The following is a 14,698-nucleotide window of genomic DNA, read 5'->3' as shown; positions in this document are numbered from 1 at the left end:
GGGCAGTCAGTTCAGTTGCTCTTTGCGCCGATACGGGAACACGTCGATCACCTTGCCGGCGCGAATCGCGTCCTGAAGGCTTTTCCAGTAGTCCGCTTTGTACAGGTCGCCATGCAGCTCGCTGAACAGCTTGCGCTGGCCCATGTCGGCGAACAGGAACGGCGGAAATTCCTCGGGGAATACGTCCAGCGGCCCGATCGAATACCACGGCTCGGACGACATCTCGTCTTCGGGATAACGCGGTGGCGGAATGACGCGGAAGTTGGCTTCGGTGAGGGCGCAGATTTCGTCGTAGTCGTAAAACACCACGCGGCCATGGCGGGTGACGCCGAAGTTTTTCAGCAGCATGTCGCCGGGGAAAATGTTCGCCGCCGCCAATTGCTTGATGGCCAGGCCGTAATCTTCCAGCGCTTCGAGCACCTGGGCTTCGTTGGCGTGTTCGAGGTAGATGTTCAGCGGCGTCATGCGCCGTTCAGTCCAGCAGTGGCGCACCAGCACGGTTTCGCCTTCCAGCTCGACGGTGGACGGTGCCACCTCCAGCAGCTCGGCCAGGCACTCCGGGTCGAACTTGGACTTGGGAAAACGGAAGTCGGCGAATTCCTGGGTGTCGGCCATGCGCCCTACCCGGTCGACGCTTTTCACCATGCGGTACTTCTCGATCACCGTGGCGCGGTCGACGTTTTTCGACGGCGAGAATTTGTCTTTGATGATTTTGAACACGGTGTTGAAACCCGGCAGCGTGAACACGCTCATGACCATGCCGCGCACGCCGGGCGCCATGATGAAACGGTCATCGGTGTTGGCCAGGTGGTTAATCAGCGCGCGGTAAAACTCGGACTTGCCGTGTTTGTAAAAGCCAATTGAGGTGTACAGCTCGGCGACGTGCTTGCCCGGCAGAATGCGTTTGAGGAAACCGACAAACTCGGCGGGAATCGCCACATCGACCATGAAGTACGAACGGGTGAAGGAGAAGATGATCGACACTTCTGCTTCATCGGTAATCAGCGCGTCAATCTGAATGCCGCGCTCCTCGCGGTGCAGCAGCGGAATCACCAGCGGCCACTGTTCGTCACGGGTGTAAATGCGCCCCACCAGGTAGGCACCTTTGTTGCGGTACAGCACCGAAGAAAACAGCTCGATGCACAGCTCCGGGTCTTTGCACACCCAGTCCGGCAGGTTGGCCCGCAGTTGGCCTTCCAGGCGCCCCAGATCGCGGTTCAGGTCTTCGTAGGGCACGCTGAATTGGTAGTCGGTGAACACCTGCTCAAGCATGCCAGCCAGGTTCACTTGCGGCATGTAGGTGCGGGTTTGCGCCCCGCGTTCGTGGCTGCGCAAGGACGGCCGCGTGGTGTGAATAAACATGCAGCCGTCGCTGATCAGGTCGTGACTGAACAGGCCACAGAAAATCGAGTTGAACCAGGTTTCGGCCAGTTCGTCGTCGAAGCGGCTGTCGATCAGGTTGATGTAAGCGCTTTTCACCAGCGGCCACAGGTGCACGTCGAGCAGCACTTCATCGGCGTGGGCCTGGCGCAAGCGCAGGCTGACTTCGTGCACTTTCTCTTCATACAAATTGATGCGCGCCGCCGAGGCCTGCTGAATTTCCTGCCATTGCGCCTGTTCGAAGCGTGCGCGGGCGCCGTCGGTGATCTGTTTGAAGTGCTCGCGATAGTCATCGAAGCCGTCGAGGATCAACCGGGCGATATCGGCGGCGGGCCATTGCTGGGGCATAAAAAACTCTCGGCAGTGAAGGTCGGCAGGTGAAGGTCGGCTGCGTTTGCAAGCGGCAACGAAAGCGGCAACGAACGCCGAGCTTAGCCAGATGCCGCAACAAGAGAAAGCGGCGCGGCAAGAAAGTCATTTGTACGAAACAGAGAATTTCACCGAAACACATTTCGCACGAGACAAATGCTAACCATTCTCGATAACATCGCCGCGCCCTGCTCCGCCGCTGACCGAAAAGGACGCTCATGTCTCGCCGCCACCCCGACCCTGAAGACGCGCACACGTATCGCAGCTTCTATGCGGACATCCTGCATTACCTGCGCAAACGCACGGATAACGCCAGTGATGCGGCCGACATGACCCAGGACGTATTCACCCAATGGCTGGGCTATCGCGACCAGGCCAGCGTCGAGCAACCGCGCGCGTTTCTGTTTCAAATGGCGCGCAATTTACTGCGCGATCATTGGCGTAAACAGAAGGTGCGGCATTCGTTATTTGCCGAGCACAGCGCGCAACCCAACGAGGTCGAGGTGCACGTGACGCCCCTGCACAGCAACGAGCCGCTTGCCCGTGCCCAGCAGCAGCAACATCTGGAACGCCTCAGCAGCGTGCTGGACGAACTCTCGCCGCGGCGCCGCGAAGCCCTTATGCTGCATCGCTTTGATGGCTTGAGTCAGGCGCAGATCGCCGACCGCATGGGAATTTCCGTAAGCATGGTGGAAAAACACATCGCCTTCGCCCTGCTGCATTGCAAGCGCCGGCTGGAACAGGACCACGCTCAGGAGCCGGCGCAGTGAACGCGCCCGTCGATAACCCGGGCGACGACAGCATCGACGCCCAGGCCGCCGAGTGGTTCAGCCGTAACCGAGGCAGCAACCCCGACCCGCAAGCGTTCGCCCAGTGGCTGGCCGAACCTGCACACGCCCGCGCCTACGCCAAGTTCGAAGCCCTGTGGGCTGAGCTGGGCGAACTGCGCACCGCGCCGTCGCTTCGCCCAGCCCGTCGTCGACGTGGCTGGCGGCCGGCGCTGGCCGTTGCCGCCGCGCTGCTGTGTGCCCTTCTGGCCATGACCCTCGGCGCACCCCACACCGTGTTCAGCCAACACATTGCGGCGCAGGCCAAGGGCGTTCGTGATGTGCAACTGCCCGATGGCAGCACGTTATTCGTCAACGCCAATACCCGGCTGAGCATCGATTTCACCGCCCACCGTCGCGACATCCATTTGGTCCAGGGTCAGTTGTATATCGAGGCGGCGCCCGACAAAGAACGGCCGCTGTGGGTGCATTCCGGCGATGCGCAGGTGCGCGTGGTGGGCACCGGCTTTGACGTGCGGCGCGGCCAGCGGCAGTTGGTGGTGACCGTCGCCCATGGCCAGGTTGCGCTGATCCCGACGGCCGATGCCACGCCCACGCTGCTCAGTGCCCAGCAGCGCGCCAGTTACGACTACCGCAGCGGCCGCGTGCAGCAGACGCTGCTTGATGCCAGCCAGGTCGCCGATTGGCGCAGCGGCCATTTGGTGTTTCGCAACCGCGACCTCGCCAGCCTGATCGACGAGTTGGCGCTGTACCGCGACCAGCCGGTGCAGTTAAGCGATCCGGCGTTAGCCAACTACACGGTGTCCGGCAGTCTGGACGTCAACGACCCGGACGCTCTGCTGCGCGCGCTGCCGGCCCTGCTGCCGGTGAGAACGGTGATTCTTGGCGACGGACGCGCCAAGATCGAGCCACGAAAAAAATAGATGCGAATATTTGTTATTTGCATATGAGGGTTTTGCTCCGTGCCGCGTCTTCCTCCCGTCTGCATCGTCCGTGCAGGCCAATTTTTGGCAATTGCCACCTTGGGGGAAGTCATGTTTCGCGTGCACCACTACGTCCAAAGCCGCTACGCCCGCCCATCGCTGCTGGCCTTGTGCGTGGCCTTCAGCCTGCAAGCCCAGGCGCAGACATTCAGCCTGAACCTGCCCGCCCAGCCGCTGGCCGTCTCGCTCAGCCAGGTGGCGCAACAAACCCAGGCGCAGTTGCTGTTCGACGAAACCCTGCTGCGCAACGTGCAAGCGCCCGCCCTTAGCGGCCAATTCAGCCCCGACGAGGCCATTCGCCACTTGCTGCGCGGCAGCGCGTTTACCCTGGTGAAGGTCGATAACACCTACGTCGTGCGCGCCAGCGAAGTACCGGCCACGGAACAGGGCATCAGCCTCGGCGCGTTGAGTATTGTCGGCGACGGCGCGCAGGTGGATTCGGCGACGGTGGGCCGTTCCACGCTAAGCCAGGTCGAGATCGACCGTCGCCAGCCCAACAACATCGGCAGCCTGCTTTCCACCTTGCCGGGCGTCACCGCCGGCGGCTCGCCAAAGCCGGGCGGCCAAACCTTGAATATCTGGGGCATGGGCGATGCCGAAGACGTGCCGTTAACCCTCAATGGCGCGCCCAAATCCGGCTTTGAGCGTTACCAGCAAGGCACCGTTTTTATCGAGCCGGAGCTGATCAAAAGCATCGAAGTTGAAAAAGGCCCGCACTCGCCCTTCACTGGCAACGGCGGCTTCGGCGGCACGGTGAACATGACCACCAAGGACGCTCCCGACCTGCTCGAACAAGGCCGCGACACCGGCGCCATGCTCAAGTACGGCTACAGCAGCAACGACCATCAGCAGATCTACACCGGTGCGACGTATGGCCGTACCGAAGACGGCATGATCGACGCGCTGGTGTATTACACCAAGCGCGACGGCGGCGACCTCAAGCTCGCCGATCAACGTCCCGACCCGGACAACCGCTACCCGATCAACCCCAAGCGCTTGCCTAACTCCGCGCAAGACCTGGACGCCGAGCTGTTCAAACTCAACTTGCACCCCAACGATGAACACAGCTTGGGCCTGTCTTACACCCGCTCGAACAGCGAGCGCATGACGCCGTTTTCCTCCAACAGCTACCCCACGCCGCCAACCGCCGCCAACATTCGGCTGTACGGCTATGAAGGTGCCCTGCGCCGTTTGCTCGCCGACCGCACCACGGTCGACACCACCTGGTCGGCCAAGTACGAATACCAGCCGCTGGACAACCCGGTGGTGGACATGGAGCTGAGCTACTCGCACTCGAAAACCGAGCAGACCGACGAGCGCGGCGAAACCGCCTTCTACCAGCCCGCCACGGGTGGCCGAAAGATGGACACCTCGTACCGCGACGACGTCATCGAACTGCGCAATACCAGCCTGTTCGACACCGGCCCGCTGGCCCACGCCGTCACGGTTGGCAGCCAGTTGCGCAAGCACAAACGCGACACCCTCATGTACATGCCCGGCAGCACCTACAACCGACCGCAGTACAACTACGGCTACTACCAGCCGGGCTTTATGCCGCGCGGCAAGGTCGACAGCCAGGGCTACTACATCAAAGACGCCATCACCCTGGGCGATCTGACCCTCACCCCATCGCTGCGCTTCGACCAAGTGCGCAACGACGGCAAAAAGAACCTGGCGCCGCTGTACAACACGCCCGGCGTGCACGACTACAGCAGCCAGACCTACAGCGGCTGGTCGCCACGCCTGTCCTTGTTCTGGGCGCCGCTGCCGCAGGTGGGCTTCTTTGCCGACTACAGCAAAACCTGGCGCGCGCCGGTGATCGACGAACAATACGAAGTGCAAAGCGCCACCAGCACCCGCAACCGCACCAGCCGTGATTTGGACCCCGAGCGCATCACCGCTTTGCGTGCCGGCACCGTGCTGTCGTTCGACATCGGCCGCGCCGAAAACCTGCAAGTGCGCACCACCGTGTTCCGCAACGAAATCAAAGACGAGATTTTCAAAAACCTCGGCGTCGACTGTGAAAACCAGTCCATCAACGGCGGCTCCCTGACCGCCCGCTGCGGCGCCGGCAACCGACCGATCTACCGCAATATCAATGGCTCGACCATCAAGGGCTTCGAGGTCGAAAGCTTCTACGACTCCACTTGGGTGTTCGGCTCGCTGAGCTATTCATGGATGACCGGCAAACACGACGGCGCCTACCTCAACCCCTGGGGCCCCGACGTGTGGGCGCGCGATATTCCATCACCAAAATGGAACGGCACCCTCGGCGCGAAGATCGTGCCGCTTGATATGCAAGTGGGCTGGCAAGCCGAGTACGTGCGTAAAACCGACCGCGTACCCAGTGAGGACTGGGCCAGCGATTCCCCCTACGACGAGGCGCAGAACGACAGCTACGCCGTGTTCGGTTTATTCGCCAATTGGAAACCGCGCCAGCGCGGATTGAAAGGCACCGAGGTAAATCTCACCGTCGACAACATTTTCAACAAGGACTACATCCCGCAACTGAGCGGCGACAGCGTGCGCAGCCAAGGCCGCAACGCCAAAGTCAGCGTCACCCGTTTCTTCTAAAGCTGGCCCTCAAGCCCACGCTGGGCGAGAAACGCGGCGAGGAAATCTATAAACGCCTGCACCTTGCCGGTGGCACGCCGATGGCTGGGGTACACCGCCAGAATATGCGGGCCGAAGGCGTCGGGATCGATGTCGTAGTCCGCCATCACGCGTATCAAACGGCCCTCGGCCAGGTACGGCACCACGCTCCATTCCGGCGTATGCAGCAGGCCGGCGCCGGCCAGGGCGCTGGCCAACAACAGGTCATAGTTATCGCTGCGCAGCCGCGTATTGGTTGGGTGCGCCAGGGTCAGGCGCTGGCCGTCGCGCTCGACAAACCATTGATGCTTGTCCAGCGCCGGGTGCTGATACACCAGCCATTGGTGCTCACTGACGTTGCTCGGCGTCAGCGGCTCGGGATGGCGTTCCAGGTAGGCCGGGCTGGCACAGATAAAAATGCGATTGCGCCCCACACGGCGAGCAATCAGGCCGGGCAAATCGCTATGGCCTTCACGCAACGCCAGGTCGTAGCCGCTTTCCACAAGGTCGACAAAGGCATCGCACAAATCGATGTGCAGGGTCAGTTGCGGGTACACCGCCAGAAAGCCTGCGCACACTTCATCAAGAAACGCGCGCCCAAACGCCAGCGGCGCGGTGATTCGCAAGTTGCCGTGCAGCCCGTGTTGCAACTGGCCAATTTCCTCACCCACTTCATGCAGGCGCTGCAGCACGTGGCGCGCTGTTTCCAAGTACAACCGCCCCGCTTCGGTCAGTACCGTGCGCCGCGTGCTGCGCTCAAACAGACGGCTGCCCAATTCGGCTTCCAGGTGGCTGACGGCCTTGGTCAGCGCCGACGGCGTTTTGCCTAACTGCTCGGCCGCACGGCTGAAACTGCCGTGTTCGGCGGTGGCCACAAACATGCCGAGGGCGCTGAGCTTGTCCATGCAGTTTTTCCTGTCAGGCAAAAGGGTTTTGCGCGGCGCAGCCGTTCTGCCCGCCAAGCGCAACCGCTAGTCTCGCCACCAGACCAATAAATACAAGGGGTTTCCCATGAAAAGGTTCATTCCGAACCTGCTGGCGTTGGCGGTGGCTTTTTCCTCGATGGAATCGATGGCGGCTGCTGATCTGGTGTTGTTCAACGGCAAAGTCTTCACCGCCGAAAGCAGCGCGCCCACCGTGCAAGCCGTGGCCGTGGAAAAAGGCAAAATCTTGCAAGTGGGCAGCGACGCGGAGATCAAAGCGCTGGCCGACAGCACCACCACCGTCATCGACCTGGGCGGCAAAGCCCTTATGCCCGGCATGATCGACGCCCACTCCCACGCCGTGTTCGGCGGTCTGGAGATGGCCTCGGCGAATATGGCCGATGAAGTCGTGCCCCTTGAAGAATTGGAAAAACGCCTGCAAGGCTGGCGCGCCAACGGCAAAGCCGGGCACGGCGCGGTGCTCGTTGTAGCGGGCATGAATTCGGCCTACTGGGCCCAGGCCGAAGCCCTGCGCGAGCGCTTCAATGCCGGCGAGTGGGCCGACCAACCCATCGCCTTTATGGGCAGCGATCACCACACCGGCTGGATCAACGCCGCCATGCTCAAGCGCGCCGGCATCGACGCCGCGCTGATCAACAAGCTGCCGGCCGCCGAAGCCGACACCGTGGGCAAACGCGCCAACGGCGAACCCAACGGCTTTCTGGTAGACGCCGGCTGGGACCGTGCCGCTGCCGTGCTGCCGCCGCCGAGCGAAGCCGTGATGTTCAAGGCCGGGCAAACCGCCGTGGCCTACAACAACAGCTTGGGCATCACCGCCTGGATGGACCCCGCCGCCAACGCTGCGCCCGGCGAAGCCGTGTTCGCCATGAAGCCCACGGAGAAATCCGTGGGCGTGTTGCCGGTGTACAAGGCCCTTTCGGAAAAAGGCCAACTGACGGCCCACGTTGCCGCGCTGCTGGTGGCCAACGGCAAGAGCCGCCCGAGCGACCTCGATGTGTTAGCCAAGGTGCGCGACCAGTTCCAGAACGTGCCCAACCTGACGCTGCCCGGCATCAAGATTTTCGCCGACGGCGTGCTCGAATACCCGGCGCAAAGCGCAGCGCTTATCGACCCGTACACCAACTCGCAAAAGCGCGGTGAACTGCTAATCGACCCGGCGCATTTCGGCGAGCTGGTCAGCGCCATCGACGCCCGCGGCTGGCTGGTGCACATCCACGCCATCGGCGACCGCGCGGTGCGCGAGTCGCTGAACGGCATCGAACAGGCACGCAAAGACCGGCAAAGCGGCATCACCCATTCGATTACCCACTTGCAGCTGGTCAACCCGAAAGAATTTGCCCGCTTCAAACCGCTGAACGTGATCGCCGCCATGCAATTGCTGTGGGCCGGCGCCGACGAATACACCGTCGACATGGTCAAGCCCTACGTCAGCGCGTTTGCCTTCCGCTATCAATACCCGGCGCGCTCGCTGCTCAAACAAGGCGCCACCATTGCCGGTGCCAGCGACTGGCCGGTGTCGAGCCCAAGCCCGTGGCTGGCCATCGCCCAAGCCATCAGCCGCGAAGGCGAAGAAGGCGTGCTCAACGCCGACGAACGCATCGACCGCGACACCATGTTCTATGCCTACACCCTCAACGCGGCGCGCACCATCGGCCTGGAAAAACAGATCGGCTCGTTGAAAGCCGGCAAGGCTGCCGACTTCGTCATCCTCGACCGTGACGTGTTCACCGTCGACGCCAAAGCCTTGGGCGAAACCCAGGTGCTGGCGACGTATTTCGCGGGCAAGCAGGTGTACGCCGCCGAGCAATAACCGTGCGCCGCCTTGCCCTCTCCCCCGGCCCCTCTCCCGCACGCGGGCGAGGGGAGACCAGCGCGAACGCCTGGCTTCAAGCACCGCGATCGTCCCCTCTCCCGCGTGCGGGAGAGGGTTAGGGAGAGGGCAAGCTGCACGCACGGCCTACCTGTCCGCTCGCCCCGCCCCATAAAAACCACAACATCGGGATCACACCATGAAGCACGTTTTGCTCGCAGGCCTCGCCCTGTTTCCGCTCTTAAGCCAGGCCGCCATTCCCTTGAATGACGACTTCGCCGTGCAGGTCGACCTGACCCTGGCCAGCGACTACCGCACCCGTGGCATTTCGCAAACCCAGAACGACCCCGCCGCCCAAGCGGGCGCCACGCTGTTGCACAGCAGCGGCCTGTACGCCGGTGCCTGGACCTCGAACGTCGACTTCGGTTTCGGCCTGAAAACCCGGCAAGAAGTGGACTACTACGCCGGCTGGTTCTGGCAGGCGACCGAAGACGTGAGCCTGGACGTGGGCTACCTCAAATACGCCTACCCGAAAGAAGGCCAATTCAACCAGAGCGAGGCCTACGGCATCCTCAGCGCTTTTGGCTTCAAGGCTGCTGCGTATTACTCCAACGACGCGCCCAACATCGTCGGCAAAGACCAAGACACCCTCTACACCTACGTTGGCTACGAAACCACCCTGCCCGCCGACGTTGGCTTGCTGCTGCGCTACGGCCGCATGGACTTCAAAGACCCGTTGTACTGGTCGCAAAATGGCACCGGCAGCGACTCGTACCGCGAGTGGGAAGCCAAACTCAGCTACGAGCTGTTCGAGGTGAAATGGGGCTTGAGCTACATCGACACCGACCTGTCAGACGACCAGTGCGCGAGCAATTACGGCTTTACCGACACCTGCGGCGCCACGGTGGTAGCGAGCGTCAGCAAGTCGTTCTGATTGGTGTGTTTGCGCCTTTGCTTTCGCACGGCAAAGGCGCACGCATTGTCACTTTCCTGCAACCTTTCCGACTTATTCTCCGGGCACTTTCCACCGCTCTAGAATAAGGTCCTGCCGCATGCCGCGCGCCCCTGCTGTAACCGAACGTGATACTTGGATTCGCACCGTCACCTTCCTGGTTCTGGGTTTTATCTGCTACGCCTTGCCTTGGTCCGTATTCGCCGCGCTACCCGCCACGGCGGGTGACGCGCCGGCGTTGCGCATCCAGGGTTCCAACACCATCGGCGCGAAACTGGGCCCCGCCCTGGTTAAAGGTTTGTTTGAACAACAGGGCCTGAAAAACCTGCGCGCCGAGCCCACCGGCAACGACAACGAACAGCGCCTCAGCGGCCAGAACGCCAAAGGCCAGAACGTAGTCATCATCGTCGCCGCCCATGGCTCGGGCACCGGTTTTGTCGCCCTGAAAGACGGCAGCGCCGACCTGGCCGCTTCGTCACGTCCAATCAAAGACAGCGAATACGCCGACCTCGCCGGCTTGGGTGATTTGAAAGGCCGTGGCGCCGAGCACATCATCGCCATCGACGGCCTGGCGATCATCCTGCACCCCAGCAACCCGCTCAGCGCGTTGAGCACCGAGCAACTGGCGCAGATTTTTTCCGGCGACGCGAAAACCTGGGAAGCCCTGGGCGGCCGTGGCGGCGCGATCCACCTGTACGCCCGCGACGACAATTCCGGCACCTACGACACCTTCAAGGAACTGGTACTGGCCAGCCACGGCAAAACCCTGAGCCCCGGCGCCAAGCGTTTTGAATCCAGCGAACAACTGTCCGATGAAGTGGCCAAAGACCCTGCCGCCATCGGCTTTATCGGCCTGCCCTACATCCGCCAGGCCAAAGCCGTGGCCATCGCCGACGGGGACTCACAGGCCATGCCGCCGTCCTCCAGCCTGATCGCCACCGAAGACTATCCGCTGTCGCGCCGGCTGTTCTTCTACCTGCCGCCGCAGGTGAAAAACCCATGGGCCGAGGCCCTGGTGAAATTTGCCCAAAGCCCCGAAGGCCAGGCCATCGTCGCCAAAACCGGGTTTATCGCCCAGACCGTGCAAGCGATCAAAGTGGCGCCCACCGCCGACATGCCGAAGAACTACCAAGACCTGGCGCGCGACGCCCAGCGCCTGTCGGTGAACTTCCGCTTCCAGGAAGGCAGCGCCAACCTGGACAACAAATCGCACTACGACCTGCAGCGCGTGATGGATTACCTGCGAGACAACAACAAACTCAACCGTCAGGTCGTGCTGCTCGGCTTCGGCGACCCCAAAGCCGACCCCTCGCGTGCCGCATTGCTGTCGAAACTGCGCGCCATGACCGTGCGCCGTGAACTGGCCAAACAAGGCGTAATGTTCCGCGACATCGACGGCCTCGGCGACGAGCTTCCGGTGGCCGCCAACAGCGCCGAAAACGGCCGCATCAAAAACCGCCGCGTGGAAGTGTGGGTGTACTAAACCGCTGCAGCTTTAGCGCGCGGCTAAAGCCCAACGGTAATGCGCTGCACCTGTAGGAGCCAGCTTGCTGGCGAACGCTGCAAACGTGGGTGTCGGCCTATGCCATCGCTTCGCGACCAAGGTCGCTCCTACACAACCAAAAGATTGCGGCTAAAGCCGCTCCTACAGGGAACGCACAATCCGTAGGAGCGGCTTTAGCCGCGATTGGCCGGGCCTGCGAGCGCAGTAAAAACATCGCGCCGCGTTGCCGCTGTCATCTTTAGTGCAATTGCGAGCCTGCGGCCGCACCGTTACTCTTCGCGCTGCGGCGCCGTGGGCCGCGAACAGGGAGCGGTGATGAACAACGTGCATGTCGAGTATGTGAAGCTGCGCGGGCAGCAATGCTGGCGCGTGCGTATCGGCTATCGGGGTGTGACCTTTCAGGAAGAATTGGCCGCCCGCACTTTCGCCGCGCAACTGCATCAGCGCCTCACTTGGCTGCGCGCCAGACAGCACGACCTGGACCCTCCCGAGCACGATTAACGCCCCTTCGGCAAGCCCCAATGCGCAGTGCACGCCACGCAACAGCGCCGTCGGCCTCCCTAGATATCCACACTATCTGTGCATAACTCTGTGCACAGGACGCTACATGTAGCGTTTTGCGCTGGCAAAGGTGGGTGCGGTCAAATAGCGATCAGCGCACCTCTTTTCCCTTCCCCTTGTCTTTACTGTTTGCGGCACAACTGTCGCGCGAGCAACTGTTGCTCCAGCAACAGCCATTCAGCAAACCACTGCTACGCCAGCACCCGCTGCGCCTTGCCGTTCTGCCCTTCGGCCTGAAACAGCGGCGTGTGGATGCTGGTACAGCGATTGCAAAACCCTGTTTAACCGCGGCCGCCTGCAGGCAACGACGCCGTCTTTCGACACGAGGATCACGCTGTGAACACCGACTCCCACCCGCTGCACACGGCGCGCCGTTTGGCTGCCGGCTTCGCCGAAACCGCCATTGAGCGCGACCAACGAGGCGGCACGCCCAAGGCCGAGCGCGATGCCCTGCGCGCCAGCGGTTTGCTGGCCCTGAGCATCCCCACCGAGTTCGGCGGCCTGGGCGCGAGCTGGAGCGAGACCCTGACGGTGGTGCGCGAATTCGCCAAGGTCGACAGCTCCATCGCCCATGTCTTCGGCTTTCAACACCTGATGCTCGCCACCGTGCGGCTGTTTTCCAAACCCGAACAATGGCAGCCGTGGTTTGAACAAACCGCGCGCAAAAACTGGTTCTGGGGCAACGCGCTCAACCCGCTGGACACCCGCACCGTGGTGAAGACCTTCGCCGACCACCGCGAGTTCTCCGGCAAGAAAAGCTTCTGCTCCGGCGCCACCGACTCGGAAATGCTCATCGCCTCGGCCATCGACGAAAGCGTCGGCGGCAAGCTGCTGATCGCCGCCGTACCCACCGCGCGCACCGGCATCACCCTGCACGACGACTGGAACAACATGGGCCAGCGGCAAACCGACAGCGGCAGCGCCACCTTTGAACGGGTACGCGTGGAAGAATCGGAACTGCTGCTCGACCCCGGCCCGCTGAGCACCCCCTTCGCCTGTCTGCGTCCGTTGATCGCGCAGCTGCACTTCGCCCATATCTTCCTCGGCATCAGCGAAGGTGCGCTGGACGAAGCGCGGCAATACACCCTCAAAGAAAGCCGCCCCTGGTTTAAATCCAAAGCCAACCACGCCAGCGAAGACCCCTACGTACTGCGCCACTACGGCGAATTCTGGGCCGCGCTGGAAGGCACGCGTTTGTTGGTAGAACGGGCAGCCGGCTTGCTCGACGATGCCTGGCAAAAAGAACACAACCTCAGCAGCGAAGAACGCGGCCACCTGGCCCTGGCCATTTCCACCGCCAAGGTGTCGGCCACGCGCACCGGCCTGGACCTCTGTAGCCGGCTGTTCGAAGTGACCGGCGCACGCGCCACCCATGCCTCACTGCGGCTCGACCGTTACTGGCGCAACGTGCGCACCCAGACCCTACACGACCCCGTGGACTACAAGATTCAGGAACTCGGCGACTGGGCGCTGAACCACAGCTTGCCGACCCCGACTTTTTACTCATAGGCACGACCATGCAGCTGCTAACGCTCCCCGCTTCTCCCGCACTGGCTACCTCGATACGGGCGACCGCTCAGGTCTTCGAAGACCCCAAATCGCAGGCGCTTCTCGCCCATCTGCAACAGGTCGCACCCAGTGAGGCGAGCGTCCTGATCATCGGCGAAACCGGGACCGGCAAGGAGCTGGTAGCGCGCCACATCCACAACCTCAGCCACCGCAGCAGCGGCCCGTTCGTGGCCGTCAACTGCGGCGCCTTCTCTGAATCGCTGGTGGAAGCCGAACTGTTCGGCCACGAAAAAGGCGCCTTCACCGGCGCCTTGGTCGCCAAAGCCGGCTGGTTCGAAGAAGCCAACGGCGGCACCTTATTCCTCGACGAAATCGGCGACCTGCCGATGGCCATTCAAGTGAAACTGCTGCGCGTGCTGCAAGAGCGCGAAGTGGTACGCCTGGGCTCACGCAAAAGCATCGCCATCAACGTGCGCGTGCTGGCCGCCACCAACGTGCAACTGGAACGCGCGATCAACGCCAACCATTTCCGCGAAGACTTGTACTACCGCCTCAACGTCGTAAGCCTGCAACTGCACCCCTTGCGCGAGCGGCCGGGCGACATCCTGCCGCTGACCCGTTACTTCCTGCGCAGCTACAGCGGCCGCCTCGGCTACGGCGACGTGCAACTGAGCGCCGAGGCCGAACGCAAACTCCTGAGCTACGGCTGGCCGGGCAACATTCGCGAGCTGGAAAACGTCATTCACCACACGTTGCTGATCTGCCGCGACGACCTGATTCGCGAAGAGGATTTGCGACTTTCAAACCTGAGAATCGATCGTCCGGACGAGGTGCAAACGCCGCCGGAAGAGTCCGCCGAAGCGTTGCTTGAGCGGGCGTTTTTGCGTTTGTTTGAGGAGCAAGCCGGCGACTTGCATGAGAAGGTGGAGGACACGCTTTTGCGCGCGGCGTATCGGTTTTGTCATTACAACCAGGTGCATACGGCGAGCTTGTTGGGACTCAGCCGCAACGTGACGCGGGCGCGGTTGATTGCGATTGGGGAGTTGGTCGTTAACAAACGACGGGGGGATGAGGTTGCGACGAGGGTGTTGCAATTGTCGATTTGAGTTGTGCGAAGGAAGGGGCGAAACCAAAACGTTCGGTGCACACGGTAATGAATAACCTTCGCCGATCTACTGTGTACGGCTTGAAATACTGGATCCCCGCGTTCGCGAGGATGACGGAGGTGTTTGTAAATCCTCCGTCATCCTGTCTCTTATACACATCTGACGCTGCCGACGAAGTAGAGCCGGTGTAGATCTCGGTG

The 14,698-nt window shown here is 62.1% G+C and carries 11 protein-coding genes; 9 read left to right on the top strand and 2 right to left on the bottom strand.

Annotation, left to right across the window (positions count from 1 at the left end; translation table 11 throughout):
• Window positions 1–6: 6 nt before the first annotated feature.
• Window positions 7–1,728, bottom strand: coding sequence for a bifunctional isocitrate dehydrogenase kinase/phosphatase (gene aceK, locus AC0IW7_RS08260; protein WP_471817040.1), 1,722 nt, complete (start codon window positions 1,726–1,728; stop codon window positions 7–9).
• A 239-nt stretch (window positions 1,729–1,967) separates the two neighbouring features.
• On the opposite strand from aceK, the gene AC0IW7_RS08255 reads away from it, so the two are divergent.
• The 3 genes from AC0IW7_RS08255 to AC0IW7_RS08245 all read left to right on the top strand — a co-directional run bounded on the left by AC0IW7_RS08255 (window position 1,968) and on the right by AC0IW7_RS08245 (window position 6,094).
• Window positions 1,968–2,519, top strand: a complete 552-nt coding sequence (locus AC0IW7_RS08255; protein WP_471817038.1) for an RNA polymerase sigma factor — start codon at window positions 1,968–1,970, stop codon at window positions 2,517–2,519.
• A complete protein-coding gene (locus AC0IW7_RS08250; protein WP_471817036.1) occupies window positions 2,516–3,460 on the top strand; it encodes a FecR family protein in 945 nt (314 codons plus the stop codon). Before AC0IW7_RS08255 ends, AC0IW7_RS08250 begins: the two co-directional genes overlap by 4 nt.
• A gap of 111 nt (window positions 3,461–3,571) precedes the next feature.
• Window positions 3,572–6,094 carry a TonB-dependent receptor gene (locus tag AC0IW7_RS08245; protein ID WP_471817035.1) on the top strand — a complete coding sequence of 841 codons (2,523 nt, stop codon included), beginning with the start codon at window positions 3,572–3,574 and terminating at the stop codon, window positions 6,092–6,094.
• Here AC0IW7_RS08245 and AC0IW7_RS08240 read toward each other — a convergent pair.
• Window positions 6,091–7,017: a LysR family transcriptional regulator gene (locus AC0IW7_RS08240; protein ID WP_471817033.1), complete on the bottom strand. Its 927-nt coding sequence runs from the start codon at window positions 7,015–7,017 to the stop codon at window positions 6,091–6,093. The two genes, AC0IW7_RS08245 and AC0IW7_RS08240, sit on opposite strands and share 4 nt — an antisense overlap.
• Window positions 7,018–7,123: 106 nt before the next feature.
• Between AC0IW7_RS08240 and AC0IW7_RS08235 the strand changes: the two genes are divergently transcribed.
• The 6 genes from AC0IW7_RS08235 to AC0IW7_RS08210 all read left to right on the top strand — a co-directional run bounded on the left by AC0IW7_RS08235 (window position 7,124) and on the right by AC0IW7_RS08210 (window position 14,498).
• On the top strand, window positions 7,124–8,866 hold the full coding sequence (locus tag AC0IW7_RS08235) for an amidohydrolase (RefSeq protein WP_471817031.1): 1,743 nt from the start codon (window positions 7,124–7,126) through the stop codon (window positions 8,864–8,866).
• Window positions 8,867–9,065: 199 nt separating this feature from the next.
• Window positions 9,066–9,800 (top strand): TorF family putative porin, encoded by a 735-nt coding sequence (locus AC0IW7_RS08230; RefSeq protein ID WP_471817029.1) that lies wholly within the window; start codon window positions 9,066–9,068, stop codon window positions 9,798–9,800.
• Between the two features lie 118 nt (window positions 9,801–9,918).
• Entirely contained in the window at window positions 9,919–11,301 is a 1,383-nt protein-coding gene (locus tag AC0IW7_RS08225; protein WP_471817028.1) for a substrate-binding domain-containing protein, read from the top strand.
• Window positions 11,302–11,637: 336 nt separating this feature from the next.
• Entirely contained in the window at window positions 11,638–11,823 is a 186-nt protein-coding gene (locus AC0IW7_RS08220; RefSeq protein ID WP_471817026.1) for a hypothetical protein, read from the top strand.
• 396 nt (window positions 11,824–12,219) lie between these two features.
• Window positions 12,220–13,392 carry an acyl-CoA dehydrogenase family protein gene (locus AC0IW7_RS08215; protein ID WP_471817024.1) on the top strand — a complete coding sequence of 391 codons (1,173 nt, stop codon included), beginning with the start codon at window positions 12,220–12,222 and terminating at the stop codon, window positions 13,390–13,392.
• Between the two features lie 8 nt (window positions 13,393–13,400).
• Window positions 13,401–14,498 carry a sigma-54 interaction domain-containing protein gene (locus tag AC0IW7_RS08210; RefSeq protein ID WP_471817022.1) on the top strand — a complete coding sequence of 366 codons (1,098 nt, stop codon included), beginning with the start codon at window positions 13,401–13,403 and terminating at the stop codon, window positions 14,496–14,498.
• Window positions 14,499–14,698: the final 200 nt, after the last annotated feature.

The organism is Pseudomonas sp. AC229 (assembly GCF_979254655.1).
The sequence above is the reverse complement of the archived record's forward strand: the minus strand, read 5'-3'. Positions and strand labels throughout refer to the sequence as shown.